This window comes from Pseudomonas sp. EL_65y_Pfl1_R83, assembly GCF_963970695.1.
In the GTDB taxonomy this organism is placed as follows: domain Bacteria; phylum Pseudomonadota; class Gammaproteobacteria; order Pseudomonadales; family Pseudomonadaceae; genus Aquipseudomonas; species Aquipseudomonas tritici.
In genome coordinates this window covers 261,023-278,905 of record NZ_CAXAQI010000005.1, presented here as the reverse complement: position 1 = coordinate 278,905, position 17,883 = coordinate 261,023, and the positions used below count along the sequence as shown (strand labels likewise).

Genomic DNA, 17,883 nt, shown 5'->3' with positions numbered 1-17,883 from the left:
TGATTAACCTTTCAGCTGAGCCAGGGCACGGTAATCCGCTCCCAGCGTGGCTTGTAAAATCTCTTTTGGATAATCGTCGGTCACTACCGCTTCGCCCATGTGGCGCAGCAGCACCAGTCGCAGTCGACCGTCGATCACTTTCTTGTCTATCGCCATATGCTCGAGGAAGTCCGCCTCAGTCATCTCCTCAGGCGGGATGACCGGCAAACCGGCGCGCTGGAACAGGTGGATACCGCGATCACGCTCCTGGGCGCTGATCCAGCCCAAGCGTTGCGACATCTCCAACGCCATCACCGTGCCAGCAGCCACGGCCTCGCCATGTAGCCACACACCATAGCCCATGTGCGTTTCGATCGCATGGCCGAAGGTGTGGCCCAGATTTAACGTGGCCCGCACACCGGACTCCCGTTCGTCGGCATTCACCACCAGCGCCTTGGCGGCGCAGGAACGGGAAATCGCTTCGGTCAGTGCCACCTGGCCGAGGTTGCGCAATGCGTCTACATGCTCTTCCAGCCAGGTCAGGAATGGCTCGTCGCAGATCAACCCATACTTGATGACTTCCGCCAGGCCAGCCGACAATTCGCGCGGTGGCAGGGTGTTGAGTGTCGCGGTGTCGATCAGCACGGCTTGAGGCTGATAGAACGCGCCCACCATGTTCTTGCCCAGCGGGTGGTTGATACCGGTCTTGCCGCCCACCGACGAATCGACTTGGGACAACAGAGTGGTCGGCACCTGGATAAAGTCCACGCCACGCTGGTAACAGGCGGCTGCGAAGCCGGCCATATCACCGATCACGCCGCCGCCCAAAGCAATCACCGTGGTGCGGCGGTCATGGCGTGCGGTCAGCAAGCCATCAAAGATCAGTTGCAGGGTTTCCCAGTTCTTGTGGGCTTCGCCGTCGGGCAAGATCACAGAAATAACCGAGTACGCCGACAGGCTGCGGCTCAAACGCTCAAGATACAGCGGCGCGACCGTTTCGTTGGAGATGATCGCCACTTGCCGCCCGGCAATGTGCGGTGCGAGCAACTCGGGCTGGTCCAGCAGACCTTCGCCAATATGGATCGGGTAGCTGCGCTCGCCTAGATCGACCTTAAGTGTCTGCATGTGTCCCCGCGTTAGAGATGTATTGACGACCGGCAACGTCAAGATCTGACATCACCTGATGGCTCTACGCCACACCCCGCAGGGTGATAGCGCGCCGCCGAGAATAGCGCATTTCGGGCCCAGCTTTAACGGGGTGGCAGCCGTTGCAGACGCTCGAGAATGTCGAGGACCACCATCCGAGGGGGCCGCTCATCGGTTTCCACCACCAGATCGGCGATCTCCCGGTACAGCGGATCGCGCAGCGTGAGCAGGTCCCGCAGGGTTTTTTCCGGGTTGGCCGTACGCAGCAATGGTCGATTGCGATCGCGGGCGGTGCGGCCCACCTGCTGCTCGACTGACGCATGCAGATAGACCACCCGACCACCGGCATGCAGCGCGCGGCGGTTTTCGTCGCGCATCACCGCGCCACCGCCAGTCGCCAATACCACGCCATCGCAGCCACACAGCTCGGCGATCATCGCCTGCTCGCGGTCACGAAAGCCCAGCTCGCCTTCCTTATCGAAGATCCATGGGATATTGGCACCCGTGCGCAATTCAATTTCCTTGTCGGAATCTTTGAATGGCAGGCGCAGCTCTTTGGCCAGCAAACGGCCGATGGTGCTTTTTCCAGCCCCCATCGGTCCTACAAGAATCAAATTTCGCACAGAATCAACGACTCACAGCAATCGCCTGGTTATTCATAATACGCGGAGTCAGGAATACCAGCAGCTCGGATTTTTTCTCCGCCAGCACATCGCGCCGGAAAAGGCGGCCAAGATACGGCACATCGCCCAAAAATGGCACTTTATCTACCACTTTGCTTTGGGTATTGGAGAAGACCCCGCCGATAACAATGGTCTCGCCATCCCTCACTAACACCTTGGCATTGACCTCGTTTTTCTTGATCGGCGGCACGTCGTTGAGTTTGTTCAAGTAATCGGGCTCATCCTTGGTGACCTTGACCTCCATGATTACGCGGTCGTCGGGGGTGATTTGCGGGGTGACCTCCAGCGACAGCGACGCCTCCTTGAACGACACTGAAGTGGCGCCACTGGAACTGGATTCCTGATAAGGAATCTCGGTGCCCTTGAGGATGCGCGCGGTTTCCTTGTCGGAGGTGACCACTTTGGGTTGCGAAACGATTTCTCCGTTGCCGGTTTTCTCCATGGCGGTGAGTTCCAGGTCCAGCAGCAGGTTATCGGTGATAAAGGCGATGCCCAGGCCCGAGGTGCCGGTCAGCGAACCCAAATCGACAAAGGGTGAGCTGGGTGGGTTCTCAGGTGGTTCCGCACCTTCAGACTGAGGCTTGGGGATACCTCCCGCGCCCCAGTTTCCGCGATTCAGCCGGCCACCCCAGCGCGCGCCCAGGCTTTTGTCGTAATCGACATTGGCCTCGACAATCCGCGCTTCAATCATTACCTGGCGCACCGGAATATCCAGCTGAGCCACGATCCGCCGCAGCTCCTCCAGCCGTTCCCCGGTCTGGTAGGCAATGATGTTGTTGGTGCGATCATCGACCGCCACCGAGCCACGCTCATCGGTGACGCCCTCAAGGCCCGTGACCGATTGGAACAGCTTGGCCAGGTCCGCCGCCTTGGCGTAGTTGACTTGCAACAGCTCACGGCGCAACGGCGCCAGTTCGGCCATTTGCTTGCGCGACTCAAGGGTCAGCAGCTCACGCGCGGCCAACTCCTCGGCAGGCGCCACCAGTAATACGCCGGACTTTACCCGCTTATCCAACCCCTTGGCTTGCAGCACCAGGTCCAGCGCCTGGTCCCAGGGCACATCCTTGAGGCGCAGGGTGATCGAGCCCTGCACATCGTCGCTCGCTACCAGGTTGAGGCCCGCCACATCGGCAATTTGCTGCAACGCGGTACGTAACTCGATGCTCTGGAAGTTAAGGTTCAGCTTGTCGCCTGTGTAGGCGCTTGACATGGCGCTGCCGGGAGGCGGCAACTGGATCAGATCCACGCGACTGGGCACAGCACTAGCCATCGGTGCCGTGAACGCTATCCATAGCGCCACACCGACGGACGAAAAAGTCCTTTTCATTGTTTGATTCCGTTATGAGTTGAGGTTTAACACCAGCGTTCGGGGGCGCTCAATCCAGGCGCCCTGACCATCAGGAAACAGCTCGACCAGTTCTATGTAACGTTCGTGGATGGCAGTGATACGCCCATGGTCCGGCCCCAAGTAGTCACCGACCGCCAGGCGGTGCACGTTGGATGCCGCACGCAGCAGGGCGAAAGCTCGCACCCCACGGGACAGCGTGCCGACCATTTCAAACTGTTCCATAGGGAGACTTTCCAGTACACCACGTGGCCGGGCGAGGTCTGGCGCGCGGGCTGGCCGACCAGACACGTGGTCTACCTGAATGGCAAGCAATTGAAAAGGATCGCGCAGCCCCAATGAGTCGTAGACAAACGGCTGCCCTTGCCCGCCTCGCCCACCGCCCTGGGCATGCCAGTAAGTCTTGGCCAGCAGGTCAAGGCGTAAAAGCTTGTCATCACGCCTAAAGGCCACATCGTGCACCGTGGCGATGCGCGACAGGCCACCCAGGCCACTCACGAACATCGCGAGGTCGTGATAAGCGCCCGCGACACCGATCTGCACAGGTTGTTCGTGATAGAACGGCCGAGACAACTCATCCAACGGGGTGACGCTCTCAACCAGCAAACCATTGGCCAGTGCCAGACGCGCAACGTCTTCCAGCAAGCCGGGCATTTCTGACTCGCTCGGCAATGCCTGCAAAAGCTCATCGACCTTCGCCTGCATCAACTGAAGCTGTTGCGTGCGCGCCTCAAGGCTGGCAGCCAGGACAGTTTTTTGTGCGACTTGCTGCTGCAGGGCCACTTCCCGCGCCTCGACTTGATGTAACCGCGCCCGCGAAGGACTCAGGTACGCAAGGTCGCCCACCACAAACACCAGACCCGTCAGCGCACAGCCCAACAGGGCCTTGCCGGGTAAGGGCCATTTTGCAGCGTTGTGAGTGAGTGCAGAAAGATTGAGCCTCAGCAGGCTCAAGGTTGAGCCTCGGTGGACTCTCCCTGACGGACCATCAGCTGGAACTCATTGTTGCCGCGCGCGCCATCCGTCCGCACATGTTGCAGTCGCGTCGAATGGGCGCCTTGCGCGGCCTCCAGGCGGCGCATCAACCGGGCGATGTCCTGGCTGGATTCAGCGCTGCCGCTGATACTCACCGTATCGCCCTTCGCCAGCACTTCATGCAGGTGCACACCGTCAGGCACCGCACGCGCCAACTGATCCAACAGCTGAGCACCATTGGAGCGTGCATCGTGCAGGTCTTGCACGACCTTCATGCGCTGCGCCAGTTGCTGGCTTTGCTCCTGCAGGTCATCGATGGTCTTGATGCGCGAATCCAGGCCGGTGATTTCCTTGCCCAGATGGTCATTGCGAGTCACCTGACGATCAATGGCTTGGTCGATCACCTGATCCGCCAGCCACACAGTCGCCAGCGCCGCACAAGCGAACACCAGCAAACACGCCAGCAAATTCTTGCGACGCCGCTCTGCCAGCGACTGGCGCCAAGGCAGTAGGTTGATTCGTGTCTTCAAGCGAAACTCCTCAGGGCCAACCCGCAAGCAATTCCCATCCCTTGGGCATCCACGGCCCATTGTGCACTATCCACTCGATCGCTCGGCGTGAAGCTTGCGAAATCCTGACTGCAAGCGCGCGCCAATGCAAACGCGTCGACATCGACCACCTTCGGCACCAGCCCCGCCAGGGCCAAAACTGCCTCGCGGGCTTCCACCTGATCCTTGAGGCATGCAGCGAGCAGTACCTCGACACGGCCTGGGTCAAGTGCAGTCGGCCCGCGCACCTGAAAGTCGATGGCCACGTCATCCAATGGATAAGGAATGTACTGGTCTGCCTCCATCTGGATCATCCAGGTCATCTCATCGTCTGTGAGCCCCGCTTCCATTTCGATCATCCGCGTGATCACCGAAGGCCCGGCCACAGAGGCGGCGGCACCACGGGCCGACGTCGATAACCGCGACAACGCACTGCGCAAGGTGCGCCCTACACCGTCGAGATCGAGGAAGGTGCCGTCGACCACCGTGTGCGCAGGCAACGCCTGTGTAACATAGCCTTGAACGTTGAACCCCGAAACTGAGCGACCCAGCTCGATCAGCCGGATGCTCGTGTCATTGATGTCGACACCTAGCAAGGTGTCGGCTTTTCGCGTGAAAAATCCCTTTCTCATAAAACTCCCTAAAATTTTGTCTGTCATACCGCCTGATTGCCGTTGTGCACCCTGCATTCGGTCGACTTGTTGAACCGGCGCGAATGACGCCCCAAGTCGAAAAATGCTTTAATGCCCAGCGCTTTTTCCCGCTATTTATCTGCAGCTCGGGTCGATCCATCGTTTGCCATGCATGCCCCGACGCCTAACTCATTCTTTTCTCTGGAAATCCAAAAGCCTTGATTCGTCTGCTGAAGTTTTTCGGGTACTCCATTGTCGCCATCGTGTGCGGGCTGCTGCTCGTGCTCAGCGGGGCCTACCTCTACCTTAGTCCGGGTTTACCCTCCGTAGAGGCCCTTAGAAGCATCCAGTTGCAGATTCCTTTGCGGGTCTACAGCAGCGATGAAAAACTGATCGCGGAGTTCGGCGAAATGCGCCGCACACCGATTCGTTTTGCCGATATTCCACCCAATTTCATCAACGCCCTGCTGTCGGCCGAAGACGATAACTTTGCCAACCACTATGGCGTCGACCCAAGCAGCCTGCTGCGTGCGGCGACACAATTGGTAAAAAGCGGACACATTCAGTCCGGCGGCAGCACCATCACCATGCAAGTGGCGAAGAACTTCTTCCTCACCAGCGAGCGCAGCTTTTCGCGCAAGGCCACGGAGATCCTCTTGGCACTGCAGATTGAGCGCCAGTTGACCAAGGACGAGATCCTCGAGCTGTACGTAAACAAAATCTACCTGGGCAACCGTGCCTATGGGATCGAGGCGGCTTCGCAGGTCTACTACGGCAAGTCAATTCGTGATGCCAGCCTGGCGCAGATGGCCATGATTGCGGGCCTGCCAAAGGCCCCATCACGCTTCAACCCCTTGGCCAACCCGGCGCGCAGCAAAGAACGCCGCGACTGGATCCTGGGGCGCATGTACAAGCTGGGCAAGATCGACCAAGCCGCTTACGAAAGCGCCATCGCCGAGCCATTGAACGCCAGCTACCACGTGCAGACGCCGGAAGTGAACGCACCCTATATCGCCGAAATGGCGCGCGCCGAGATGGTCGGCCGCTACGGCAGCGAGGCCTACACCGAAGGTTTCCGTGTGACCACCACTGTGCCGAGCAACCTGCAGGACATCGCCAATGAGTCGGTGCATTCCGGCCTGATCACCTACGACCAGCGCCACGGCTACCGCGGCCCTGAATCGCGCCTGCCGGGCAAGACCCTGAGCGCCTGGACCACCGAGCTGGGCAAGCAACGTGCGATCAGCGGCCTGGAGCCGGCGATCGTCACCCAAGTGAACAAGGATGGCGTGCAGGTGCTGACCCGCACGGGTGAAGCCCATGTGGCATGGGACAGCATGAAATGGGCGCGCCCCTTCCTGAACACCAACAGCATGGGCGCAATGCCCAAGCAGCCGTCTGACGTGGCGCAGGTGGGTGACTTGATCCGCGTGCAACGCCAGAAGGACGACACGCTCAAATTCAGCCAGGTGCCATTGGCCCAGGGCGCTCTGGTGTCTCTGGACCCGCAGAACGGTGCAATCCGCGCGCTGGTGGGTGGTTTCTCGTTCGAGCAGAGCAACTATAACCGTGCGACCCAGGCCAAGCGCCAGCCCGGCTCGAGCTTCAAGCCGTTCATCTACAGCGCCGCACTGGACAACGGCTACACCGCCGCCAGCCTGGTCAACGATGCCCCGATCGTGTTTGTCGACGAGTACCTGGACAAAGTCTGGCGCCCGAAGAACGACAACAACACGTTCCTCGGCCCGATCCGCATCCGCGAGGCGCTGTACAAGTCACGTAACCTGGTGTCGATCCGCCTGCTGCAGGCGATGGGCGTGGGCAAGACCATCGATTACATGACGCGCTTTGGCTTTGCCAAATCCGACATGCCGCCAAACCTGTCCCTGGCGCTGGGCACCGCGACCCTTACGCCGATGGAAATCGCCACCGGCTGGAGTACCTTTGCCAACGGCGGCTACAAGATCGCGCCGTACCTGATCGACAAGATCGAAAGCCGCAACGGCGACACCCTGTTTACCGCCAACCCGCCGCGAGTGCCGGGGGATGTGGTCAACGGCGTAGCCGCGAATGATGGCCTGGCGGCCCCGAGTAATGGCGGCATCACCATTGAGCCAACCCCAGGTGCTGCGCCAACTGCCAACGCCGCTGCAACCGAACCGCAGGCGCCAGCCGTGGCCGAGCGCATCGTCGATGGCCGTACCACTTATATCCTCAACAGCATCCTTGAAGACGTGATCAAGAAGGGCACCGGCCGCCGCGCCCTGGCCCTTGGCCGCGCCGATATCGCGGGCAAGACCGGCACCACCAACGAGTCCAAGGATGCGTGGTTCTCCGGCTACAACGCCGACTACGTCACCACCGTGTGGACCGGCTACGACCAACCGGAAAGCCTTGGACGTCGAGAGTACGGTGGCACCGTCGCGCTACCGATCTGGATGAGCTACATGGGCGCAGCCTTGAAGGACAAGCCACTGCACACCCAGCCGGAGCCGGAAGGCATCCTCAGCCTGCGGATCGACCCGATCAGTGGCCGTGCGGCATCGCCAAGCACGCCGAATGCGTACTTCGAACTGTTCAAGAGCGAAGACACGCCACCGTCAATTAATGAGCTGGGCAATGGCGTCGCGCCGGGCAGCCCGCTGCCAGCAGACGAGGCGGCGCCGATCGATCTCTTTTAGAGAGCTACAAGCGGTAAGAAAGAGCTGTGATGTGCCACCCTTAAACTTGCAGCTTGCAGCTTGAAACTTCCCCATAAAAAAACCCGGCGTTCCGAGCCGGGTTTTTTTATGGGTCTACAGCTTAGCCGTTGAACACATCATCCACGCTTTGCAGCGGGTAGTTCTTCGGATACGCCAGGGTAGCCACACCGGTCTCGATGGCGGCTTTGGCCACGGCATCGGAGATCAGGGTGATCAGGCGCTTATCCATTGGTTTCGGGATGATGTACTCACGACCGAATTCCAGCTTGGCGCCACCGTAGGCATCGCACACGTCTTGAGGCACCGGCAGTTTGGCCAGTTCACGCAGGGCGTTGGCAGCAGCCACTTTCATCTCTTCGTTGATGCGCCTGGCGCGAACGTCGAGGGCGCCACGGAAGATGAACGGGAAGCCCAGAACGTTGTTGACCTGGTTCGGGTAGTCCGAACGGCCAGTGGCCATGATCACGTCGTTGCGAGTGGCATGCGCCAGTTCCGGCGAGATCTCCGGGTCCGGGTTGGAGCAGGCGAACACGATCGGGTTGGCCGCCATGGACTTCAGGCCTTCGGCGCTCAGCAGGTTCGGGCCAGACAGGCCAACGAACACGTCTGCACCGTCGAGCGCGTCAGCCAGGGTGCGCTTGGACGAAGGATGGGCAAACATCGCCTTGTACTGGTTCAGGTCGGTACGCTCGGACTGGATCACGCCCTTGCTGTCGACCATGTAGATGTTTTCCAGCTTGGCGCCCATGCTCACGATCAACTTCATGCACGAGATGGCTGCGGCGCCAGCGCCCAGGCAGACGATCTTGGCATCAGCCAGGGTTTTGCCAGCGATTTCCAGGGCGTTGATCATGCCGGCAGCGGTAACGATCGCGGTGCCGTGCTGGTCATCGTGGAATACCGGAATGTCGCACTGTTCGATCAGGGCCTTTTCGATCTCGAAGCACTCAGGTGCCTTGATGTCTTCCAGGTTGATGCCACCAAAGGTGATGGAAATGCGCTTGACCGTGTCGATGAACGCCTGCGGGCTTTCGGAGTCGACTTCGATGTCGAAAACGTCGATGCCGGCGAAGCGCTTGAACAGCACGCCTTTGCCTTCCATGACTGGCTTGGACGCCAATGGGCCAAGGTTGCCCAGGCCGAGAATCGCGGTGCCATCGGAAATCACTGCAACCAGGTTGCCTTTGCCGGTGTACTTGTACGCCAGTTCAGGGTCGCGGGCGATTTCACGTACGGGCTCGGCAACACCAGGACTGTAGGCCAGCGACAAGTCGCGGGCGGTGGCAGTGGCTTTGGTGAGCTCTACACTCAGCTTCCCTGGACGAGGATGGGCATGGTATTCGAGAGCGGCAGTTTTCAAATCAGACATATCGGCATTCCGCTTTTGCTGTTGGTCGACGGACCGCCGAGGATACGCGTGTCGCAAAGTCCCTACAAGACTGGGCAGTCACAGGTGTCAAGGCCCCAAAGTGCCGTACTTTGGTCTAAGGCCACGGGACACAAGGGCTCAAGTGTTCACAATTACCTAAAAAAATGTCTACAATTTTTTATTAATAAATCGATTTGAGCATACCGGGGTCGGTCACTGGCAGCAGCCAACGTGCCTGGCCGTTTTTCAGGGCGCCCCGCTTGGCGCGATCCTGCACCCAGCCGCGCGCCTCGATTGCCTTGCCTTGCAGACCACTTAGCCATGCGGCGTCGAATTGTTGGATGAGGTCGGGTGCAATGCGTAATACCAGTGAACCTCGTAATTCGATCCAGATTCCACCACGATTGCGTTCGATCTTGCGCACTTTACCGCTGACAAGCACGAAGCCGGATTGCTTGAGCTGCGCCACCTGTTGCACTGGCGACTGGCGCCAAAGACCCAGTCGCGCCTTGCGGGCAGTGTTTTCGGCCGCCTGCTGGCAAGTGACGAGATCGACATTGGGCGCGACGCCCACTTGGAACCCCAGGCCCTCGGCCAGCAACTGCGCTTCCAGATTCTCGCCATTGGCACCGTAGAGGTGAGCCAGCGTGCGTCCGTAGTGGTCTTTGCTCTCGCGCCCAGGCACCAGGCCGAGGCGACTGTCGCTGGCGTCAACCAATGCCTGCAAGCGCTGACGGGCAGCGACGGCGTAGGGCTCGTCGGAACGGCCTCGCCTGCCGGTCTCCGGCGCATTGAGGCCAATCATCCGTACGCTGCGACCATCCTTGAGGCGCACCGTGTCGCCATCCACCACGCGCTGCACCTCCACCCGGGCCAGGCCTGACGGCGCGGGACAGAACACCTGCGCCTGGGCAGCTGACTGCCAAATCCCAGGCACAAAAAAGGCGCCCACAAGGGACGCCTTTTTCAACAGCTGGCAAAAGCCCATAAGGCTTTTGAGCCTTACTCTGCTGGAGTAGCAGGCTTCTTGCCGAAAGCACCAAAGCGATCTGCGAAGCGCTGTACACGGCCGCCGGTGTCCAGAGTTTTCTGCTTACCGGTGTAGAACGGGTGGCACTCGTTGCATACGTCAGTACCCAGTGGCTTGCACAGGTTCGAACGCGTTTCGAACTTGTTGCCGCAGCTGCAGGTTACTTCGATGGTTTCGTACGCTGGATGGATATCGGCTTTCATGGCACTTCCTCGGGCTAGCGTGCCGCCACTCGACACTATTGTCGAATACCGCACGTAATTAGGCCGCGGATTCTACCAGACCTTTTTAATCGCGCAAGCGGCGCATCTGGCTGAATCCGCGCCTTTCATCAGAAAGTGCGGCATACCCAAGCCTGCGCCTGTCTGCTAGGCTCCCGCCCCTGCGCCACCGCCTGCCTTTATATGAGACCCCCGCGTGCCCGACGCCATTTTGCGCCTAGCCCTGCCCTCGCCCCTGCGCCGCCTGTTCGATTACCGGGCTCCGGCTGGCGTGCTGCGGGCGCAGTTACAGCCGGGCATGCGCGTACGTGTACCCTTTGGCCGGCGGGAAATGATCGGCATCCTGGTGGAAGTGGCCGACCATAGCGAAGTGCCTGCGGAAAAGCTCAAGCCCGCGCTGGCGATACTCGACGCCACCCCACCGCTGCCACCTGCGCTGTTCAAGCTGTGCCTGTGGACGGCCCAGTATTACCAGCACAGCCTGGGCGACACCTTAAGCTGGGCATTGCCGGTACTGTTGCGCCAAGGCGAACTGGCCGAAGCACGCCAGGAACGCTTCTGGTCGACGGTGCCCGGCGCGAGCCTCGACGACCCGCGTATCGCCCGCGCCCCGCGCCAACGTGAAGCCTTGGCGACACTGGCACAGCATCCCCACGGCGTGGCCCATCAACTGTTAAGCAAGCTGATGCTGAGCAAGGACAGCCTCAACCTGCTGCTGGCTAAAGGCTTGGTGCAGGTGGAGATCCGCAAGCAAGCCCCCAACGCCCGCCACGAACACTGGCTGGCCCAACCGGAATTGCCGCTGAACCCAGAGCAACGCGCTGCGTATGAAGCCATTCGTGCAGGCTTCGACAGTTTCCATGCCTTCCTGCTGGCCGGGGTCACCGGCAGCGGCAAGACCGAAGTCTATTTGCAGTTGATCCGCGAAACCCTGCAAGCCGGTAAACAGGCACTGGTGTTGATCCCCGAGATCAACCTGGGCCCGCAAACCCTGGCGCGCTTCGAACAACGCTTCAACGCACGTATCGCCCTGGTGCACTCGGCGGTCAACGACCGTGAGCGCCTGGAGTCGTGGCTGGCCGCGCGCGATGGCGAAGCCGACATTATTATCGGCACCCGTTCGGCGCTGTTCACCCCGATGAAGAACCCCGGGCTGATCATCATCGACGAGGAGCACGACGGCTCCTATAAACAGCAGGAAGGCTTGCGCTACCACGCCCGCGACCTGGCGTTGGTGCGCGCACGCCAGGAAGACATCCCGATTGTGCTGGGCTCGGCCACGCCGTCCTTGGAAAGCCTGCACAACGCCTACACCGGCCGTTACGGCCTCCTGCGCCTCAACGAGCGGGCGGGCGGCGCCAAGCAGCCACGTTTCCTACGCCTCGACGTTAAAAGTCGCCCATTGGACAGCGGTATTTCCGGGCCCATGCAACAAGCCATAGGCCAGACCCTCGCCGCCGGCCAACAGGTATTGGTGTTTCTCAATCGTCGGGGCTTTGCGCCGACCCTGCTGTGCCACGACTGTGGCTGGATGTCCGAGTGCGAGCGCTGCGATGCGCGCATGACCGTGCACCAGCGCCACGGCGAGTTGCGCTGCCATCACTGCGGTCATGTGGAGCGGCTGCCCCGCCACTGCCCGCAATGCGGCAAAGTCGACCTGCGACCTGTAGGCGCAGGCACCGAACGCGCGGAAGAGCGCCTGGGCATTCTGTTCCCCGATTACCCGGTGCTGCGCGTCGATCGCGACAGCACCTCGCGCAAAGACGCGATGAACCAACTGTTCGCGACCATCCAGAAGGGCCAGCCGTGCATCTTGATCGGCACGCAGATGCTTGCCAAAGGGCACCATTTTCCAAGGGTGACCCTGGTGTCGATCCTGGACGCGGACGGCGGGCTGTTCTCCGGGGATTTCCGCGCCAGCGAACGCATGGCGCAGTTGATCGTGCAGGTCGCCGGCCGCGCAGGCCGCGCCGAAGAGCCAGGCAGGGTGATTATCCAGACACACCTGGCCGAACATCCGCTGCTGATCCAACTGACTGAACAAGGTTACTTTGCGTTCGCCGAACAGGCGCTGAGCGAACGCCGCGCCGCCGGCCTGCCACCTTTTTCGCATTTAGCGTTATTACGCGCCGAAGCCCACAAACCAGGGCAGGCCGAAAGCTTTCTGGATGAAGCGTGCAGCGCCGCCGAACGTTTGCTCGGCGAGCTGAGCCTGAGCGGCATCGAGCTGCTCGGCCCGGTGCCTGCGCCCATGGAACGCCGCGCCGGGCGTTATCGTGCTCAGCTACTCTTGCAAGCAACCTCCCGTGCGCCCCTGCATCGGCTATTAAGTAGCTGGTTGCTTGCCCTGGAGCAAATGCCCAGCGGCCGACAAGTGCGATGGTCGCTGGATGTGGACCCGGTGGATTTGTACTGATCGTTACATTGCAATCGCATGTCAGCCCCCACATTTTGAAATGTGAACAGCCTTAAATATGGAAGCGAACTTGCCCGCGATGAGGCCCGCAGGTCGCCAACCCGTCTGAATGGTTGGCAAGCCCGCCCTCGCCACGGATAATGCCCAGTTTTTCCACCTGCGCATCGCGCGCCGCCGCTTGCGGTCGAAAGAGAACACCATGAAAGACACCATTCGCCAGCTGCTCCAACAAGCCCTCACCCAACTCGTCAACGAAGGTGTGTTGCCTGAAGGCCTGACGCCGGCGATCCAGGTGGAAAACACCCGCGACAAGACCCACGGCGACTTCGCCAGCAACATTGCGATGATGCTGTCCAAGCCTGCCGGCATGAAACCACGCGACCTGGCTGAAAAAATCATTGCCGCGCTGCCGGCCGATGAAAGCGTCACCAAGGCCGAAATCGCCGGCCCTGGCTTCATCAACTTCTTCCAGAACACCCAGGCCTTGGCCAACCGCCTCGACGCGGCCTTGGTCGATGCCCATGTGGGCGCGCGCAAAGACGGCCCGGCCCAGCGCACCGTGGTCGACCTGTCGGCCCCCAACCTGGCCAAAGAGATGCACGTCGGCCACTTGCGCTCGACCATCATCGGCGACGGCGTAGCACGGGTCCTGGAGTTCCTCGGTGACGAAGTCATCCGTCAGAACCACGTCGGCGACTGGGGCACCCAGTTCGGCATGCTGATGGCCTACCTGCAGGAAAACCCGATCACCAGCGACGAATTGTCAGACCTGGAAAATTTTTATCGCGCGGCCAAGAAGCGCTTTGATGAGTCAGAAGAGTTCGCCGACCGCGCCCGTGGCTTGGTAGTGAAGCTGCAGGCCGGCGATGCCGAATGCCTGGCGTTGTGGACCAAATTCAAGGGTATCTCGCTGTCCCACTGCCAGAAGATCTACGAACTGCTCAACGTCAAGTTGACCATGGCCGATGTAATGGGCGAAAGCGCCTACAACGACGACTTGATCAATGTGGTCAACGACTTGAAGGCTGCTGGCATGCTGGTCGAGAGCAACGGTGCCCAGTGCGTGTTCCTCGACGAATTCAAGAACGCCGACGGCGAGCCGCTGCCGGTGATCATCGTCAAGGCCGATGGCGGCTACCTCTACGCCACCACTGACCTGGCGGCTGTACGCTACCGCAGCGGCACGCTCAAGGCTGACCGCGCGCTGTACTTCGTCGACCAGCGCCAGGCCCTGCACTTCCAGCAAGTGTTCGCCGTAGCGCGCAAAGCCGGTTTCGTCACCCACCCGATGCACATGGAACACATGGGCTTTGGCACCATGAACGGCGCCGATGGCCGCCCGTTCAAGACCCGCGATGGCGGCACGGTAAAGCTGATCGACCTGCTGACCGAAGCCCAGGAACGCGCCTACACCCTGGTGAAGGAAAAGAACCCGGAGCTGGCCGAAGCCGACCTGCGCAACATCGCCCGCGTGGTGGGCATTGGCGCGGTCAAATACGCCGACCTGTCCAAGCACCGCACCAGCGACTACAGCTTCAACTTCGACCTGATGCTCAATTTCGAAGGCAACACGGCGCCTTACCTGCTGTACGCCTACACCCGTGTGGCTGGCGTGTTCCGCAAGCTGGGCAAGGACTTCAGCGAAGTTGACGGCCAGATCGTGCTGGAGGCTCCGCACGAACAAGAACTGGCCGCCAAGCTCGCCCAATTCGGCGAAGTGCTGAACAGCGTCGGCGAGAAAGGCACCCCGCACATTCTGTGCACCTACCTGTACGAAGTCGCGGGCCTGTTCTCCAGCTTCTACGAGAACTGCCCGATCCTGACCGCCGACGACGAAGCCCAAAAGCAAAGCCGTCTGCGCATCGCCGCACTGGCTGGACGGACCCTCAAGCAAGGCCTGGAACTGTTGGGCCTGGAAACTCTGGAGCGTATGTAAGTTGGCTGCCAAGAAAAAACCTGCACCCAAGCGCGGCGCCAGCCGTTACCAGGCCCCGGCAAAGAAGCCTATTCCAGGCTGGCTGTGGATGGCCATCGGCCTCACCGTTGGCGCGTTTATCGTGTTCCTGATGAAACTGGAGCCAGGCCAGGGCGACGACGTCAAACGGGTCAAACAGGAGCAGCAGAAAGCCACCAAAATGGCCGAAGCCAACAAGACCGCGCCAAGCCCAACAGCACCGGTGAAGCCAAAGTACGACTTCTACACGCTGCTGCCGGAATCGGAAGTGATCGTGCCGCCTGACGCCGTACCGGAGAAAACCCTGCCGACGCCGCAAGTGCCGACCACGCCGGTCACGCCGGTCACCCCGGCAGAAGCCGCGAAAATCGACACCGCGCGCGCCCAGGCCGCATTGGCCGGGATCACTCCGCCGCCAGCACCACCGGTCGCCGAGACCAAGGCAGCGCCGGTGACCAAGTTCTTCCTGCAAGCGGGCTCGTTCCCGAAACAGGCGGATGCGGATCGCGTGCGCGCGCAGATCATCCTGCTGGGCCAAGCGGTGACGGTAGAGTCCGGTACGGTGAAGGATGCGACCTGGTACCGCGTGCTGGTGGGGCCGTTCAGCAACCGTGAACAGCTGACCGTCGCGCAGAAACAACTGGCGGGCGCAGGGTTTAGCAACCTGTTGTTACAACAACGCCAGAGCCGCTAACTCCCAGCCAACCCAGTACAAATGTGGGAGCTGGCTTGCCTGCGATGGCGGTGTAACAGTCAATATTTTCAGTAACTGACACACCGCCATCGCAGGCAAGCCAGCTCCCACATTTATTTTCAGCGGTCTCAGGACCGAGTCCGACACATAAACACAACTCGTCCGCCCTCCCGTCCTACAGTTGAAATCCCCCTCGCCACCCCCATATCAGTTTCCATCAGGGCATTTTCGCCCCGCTGCGTGGAGACTCTCCCCTTGACCACCATCGTTTCAGTACGTCGCCACGGCAAAGTCGTCATGGGCGGCGACGGCCAGGTTTCCCTTGGCAATACCGTGATGAAAGGTAACGCCAAGAAAGTGCGTCGCCTTTACCACGGCCAGGTTCTCGCGGGCTTTGCCGGCGCTACCGCCGACGCCTTCACCCTCTTCGAGCGCTTCGAAGGCCAGCTGGAAAAACACCAGGGCCACCTCGTGCGCGCCGCCGTCGAGCTCGCCAAAGAATGGCGCACCGACCGCACGCTCAGCCGCCTGGAAGCCATGTTGGCCGTCGCCAACAAAGATGCCTCCCTGATCATCACCGGTAACGGCGATGTGGTTGAGCCCGAACATGGCCTGATCGCTATGGGTTCCGGCGGTGGCTACGCCCAAGCGGCAGCCAGCGCACTGTTGAAGAAAACCGACCTGTCGGCCCGCGAAATCGTCGAGACGGCCTTGGGCATTGCCGGCGATATCTGCGTGTTCACCAACCACAATCAGACCATTGAGGAGCAGGACCTCGCCGAATAAGCCGTAGGCTTATTCTCGCTTGAGGCCGCCAAACACTATGTCCATGACTCCCCGCGAAATCGTCCATGAACTCAACCGCCATATCATCGGCCAGGACGATGCCAAGCGCGCCGTTGCCATCGCGCTGCGTAACCGCTGGCGCCGCATGCAACTGCCCGAAGAGCTGCGTGTTGAAGTAACGCCGAAAAACATCCTGATGATCGGCCCTACCGGCGTCGGTAAAACCGAAATAGCCCGTCGCTTGGCCAAACTGGCCAATGCACCGTTCATCAAGGTCGAAGCCACCAAGTTCACCGAAGTGGGCTACGTGGGCCGCGACGTCGAGTCGATCATTCGTGACTTGGCCGATGCCGCGCTGAAACTGCTGCGCGAGCAGGAAATGACCAAGGTCAGCCATCGCGCCGAAGACGCCGCGGAAGAACGCATCCTTGATGCCCTGCTGCCACCGGCACGCGCGGGTTTCAACGAAGACGCCGCACCGGCCTCGGATTCCAACACCCGCCAGCTGTTCCGCAAGCGCCTGCGTGAAGGCCAGCTGGACGACAAGGAAATCGAGATCGAAGTCGCCGAAGTCTCCGGTGTCGACATCTCCGCCCCGCCTGGCATGGAAGAAATGACCAGCCAGTTGCAGAACCTGTTCGCCAACATGGGCAAGGGCAAAAAGAAAAGCCGCAAGCTCAAGGTGAAGGAAGCGCTGAAACTGGTGCGCGACGAAGAAGCCGGGCGCCTGGTGAATGAGGAAGAGCTCAAGGCCAAGGCCCTGGAAGCGGTCGAGCAACACGGCATTGTGTTCATCGATGAAATCGACAAGGTCGCCAAGCGCGGTAACTCCGGCGGTGTGGATGTGTCCCGTGAAGGCGTGCAGCGCGACCTGCTGCCGCTGATCGAAGGCTGCACCGTGAACACCAAGCTGGGCATGGTCAAGACCGACCACATCCTGTTTATCGCCTCCGGTGCCTTCCACCTGAGCAAGCCAAGCGACCTGGTGCCGGAGCTGCAAGGCCGCCTGCCGATTCGCGTCGAGCTCAAGGCACTGACCCCGGGCGACTTCGAACGCATCCTCAGCGAACCGCATGCTTCTCTCACCGAGCAATACCGTGAGTTGCTGAAAACCGAAGGCTTGGGTATCGAGTTCCAAGCGGACGGCATCAAGCGTCTGGCGGAGATCGCCTGGCAGGTCAACGAGAAGACCGAGAACATTGGTGCGCGTCGACTGCATACCCTGCTTGAGCGTTTGCTGGAGGAAGTGTCCTTCAGCGCGGGCGACCTGGCCGGTGCGCAGAATGGCGAAGTGATCAAAATTGATGCGGATTACGTCAATAGCCACTTGGGCGAATTGGCGCAGAACGAAGATCTGTCGCGCTACATTCTGTGAGCTCAAGCTGTAAGCTACAAGCTTCAAG

General features: G+C 60.6%; 14 protein-coding genes and 1 pseudogene. 6 read left to right on the top strand and 9 right to left on the bottom strand.

All coding sequences use genetic code 11. The features are described 5' to 3' along the window. Window positions 1–3: 3 nt before the first annotated feature. From aroB to pilM, 6 genes and pseudogenes are all read right to left on the bottom strand, one after another. The gene (gene aroB / locus AACY08_RS09675) at window positions 4–1,104 is read right to left on the bottom strand and encodes a 3-dehydroquinate synthase (RefSeq protein ID WP_339469215.1); all 1,101 of its coding nucleotides are present in this window, start codon (window positions 1,102–1,104) and stop codon (window positions 4–6) included. Between the two features lie 125 nt (window positions 1,105–1,229). Beyond that, a complete protein-coding gene (gene aroK, locus AACY08_RS09670) occupies window positions 1,230–1,748 on the bottom strand; it encodes a shikimate kinase AroK (protein WP_010213757.1) in 519 nt (172 codons plus the stop codon). A gap of 4 nt (window positions 1,749–1,752) precedes the next feature. Further along, a pseudogene (locus AACY08_RS09665) lies at window positions 1,753–3,009 on the bottom strand (type IV pilus secretin PilQ); the annotation flags it as partial. A gap of 138 nt (window positions 3,010–3,147) precedes the next feature. Further along, the gene (locus AACY08_RS09660; protein WP_339469214.1) at window positions 3,148–4,107 is read right to left on the bottom strand and encodes a pilus assembly protein PilP; all 960 of its coding nucleotides are present in this window, start codon (window positions 4,105–4,107) and stop codon (window positions 3,148–3,150) included. Continuing rightward, a complete protein-coding gene (locus AACY08_RS09655) occupies window positions 4,104–4,658 on the bottom strand; it encodes a PilN domain-containing protein (RefSeq protein ID WP_339469213.1) in 555 nt (184 codons plus the stop codon). The genes AACY08_RS09660 and AACY08_RS09655 overlap by 4 nt, the downstream gene beginning before the upstream one ends. Beyond that, complete coding sequence (gene pilM / locus AACY08_RS09650; RefSeq protein ID WP_339469211.1) at window positions 4,655–5,308, bottom strand: type IV pilus biogenesis protein PilM; 654 nt, start codon at window positions 5,306–5,308, stop codon at window positions 4,655–4,657. Before pilM ends, AACY08_RS09655 begins: the two co-directional genes overlap by 4 nt. Window positions 5,309–5,529: 221 nt before the next feature. Between pilM and AACY08_RS09645 the strand changes: the two genes are divergently transcribed. Next, the gene (locus AACY08_RS09645; protein WP_445261430.1) at window positions 5,530–7,989 is read left to right on the top strand and encodes a penicillin-binding protein 1A; all 2,460 of its coding nucleotides are present in this window, start codon (window positions 5,530–5,532) and stop codon (window positions 7,987–7,989) included. Window positions 7,990–8,110: 121 nt separating this feature from the next. On the opposite strand, the gene AACY08_RS09640 is transcribed toward AACY08_RS09645, so the two are convergent. From AACY08_RS09640 to rpmE, 3 genes are all read right to left on the bottom strand, one after another. Next, on the bottom strand, window positions 8,111–9,379 hold the full coding sequence (locus tag AACY08_RS09640) for a malic enzyme-like NAD(P)-binding protein (RefSeq protein ID WP_339415550.1): 1,269 nt from the start codon (window positions 9,377–9,379) through the stop codon (window positions 8,111–8,113). 181 nt (window positions 9,380–9,560) lie between these two features. After that, window positions 9,561–10,367, bottom strand: coding sequence for a thermonuclease family protein (locus AACY08_RS09635; RefSeq protein ID WP_339435789.1), 807 nt, complete (start codon window positions 10,365–10,367; stop codon window positions 9,561–9,563). Window positions 10,368–10,381: 14 nt separating this feature from the next. Next, window positions 10,382–10,612, bottom strand: coding sequence for a 50S ribosomal protein L31 (gene rpmE, locus AACY08_RS09630; RefSeq protein ID WP_049710411.1), 231 nt, complete (start codon window positions 10,610–10,612; stop codon window positions 10,382–10,384). Window positions 10,613–10,826: 214 nt separating this feature from the next. On the opposite strand from rpmE, the gene AACY08_RS09625 reads away from it, so the two are divergent. From AACY08_RS09625 to hslU, 5 genes are all read left to right on the top strand, one after another. Next, on the top strand, window positions 10,827–13,046 hold the full coding sequence (locus AACY08_RS09625) for a primosomal protein N' (protein ID WP_339469209.1): 2,220 nt from the start codon (window positions 10,827–10,829) through the stop codon (window positions 13,044–13,046). Between the two features lie 199 nt (window positions 13,047–13,245). Further along, a complete protein-coding gene (argS, locus tag AACY08_RS09620) occupies window positions 13,246–14,982 on the top strand; it encodes an arginine--tRNA ligase (protein ID WP_339469207.1) in 1,737 nt (578 codons plus the stop codon). A gap of 1 nt (window position 14,983) precedes the next feature. Beyond that, window positions 14,984–15,694: an SPOR domain-containing protein gene (locus AACY08_RS09615; RefSeq protein WP_339415545.1), complete on the top strand. Its 711-nt coding sequence runs from the start codon at window positions 14,984–14,986 to the stop codon at window positions 15,692–15,694. Window positions 15,695–15,949: 255 nt separating this feature from the next. Next, window positions 15,950–16,480, top strand: coding sequence for an ATP-dependent protease subunit HslV (hslV, locus tag AACY08_RS09610; RefSeq protein WP_049710414.1), 531 nt, complete (start codon window positions 15,950–15,952; stop codon window positions 16,478–16,480). 37 nt (window positions 16,481–16,517) lie between these two features. Then, the gene (gene hslU / locus AACY08_RS09605) at window positions 16,518–17,855 is read left to right on the top strand and encodes an ATP-dependent protease ATPase subunit HslU (RefSeq protein ID WP_339415544.1); all 1,338 of its coding nucleotides are present in this window, start codon (window positions 16,518–16,520) and stop codon (window positions 17,853–17,855) included. The last annotated feature ends 28 nt before the right edge of the window (window positions 17,856–17,883 follow it).

Bases quoted from the DNA above. Each gene is read 5' to 3' on its own strand.
- argS (WP_339469207.1), top strand. From the start codon at position 13,246: ATGAAAGACACCATTCGCCAGCTGCTCCAACAAGCCCTCACCCAACTC.
- rpmE (WP_049710411.1), bottom strand. From the start codon at position 10,612: ATGAAAGCCGATATCCATCCAGCGTACGAAACCATCGAAGTAACCTGC.
- AACY08_RS09635 (WP_339435789.1), bottom strand. From the start codon at position 10,367: ATGGGCTTTTGCCAGCTGTTGAAAAAGGCGTCCCTTGTGGGCGCCTTT.
- aroB (WP_339469215.1), bottom strand. From the start codon at position 1,104: ATGCAGACACTTAAGGTCGATCTAGGCGAGCGCAGCTACCCGATCCAT.
- AACY08_RS09640 (WP_339415550.1), bottom strand. From the start codon at position 9,379: ATGTCTGATTTGAAAACTGCCGCTCTCGAATACCATGCCCATCCTCGT.
- pilM (WP_339469211.1), bottom strand. From the start codon at position 5,308: ATGAGAAAGGGATTTTTCACGCGAAAAGCCGACACCTTGCTAGGTGTC.
- hslU (WP_339415544.1), top strand. From the start codon at position 16,518: ATGTCCATGACTCCCCGCGAAATCGTCCATGAACTCAACCGCCATATC.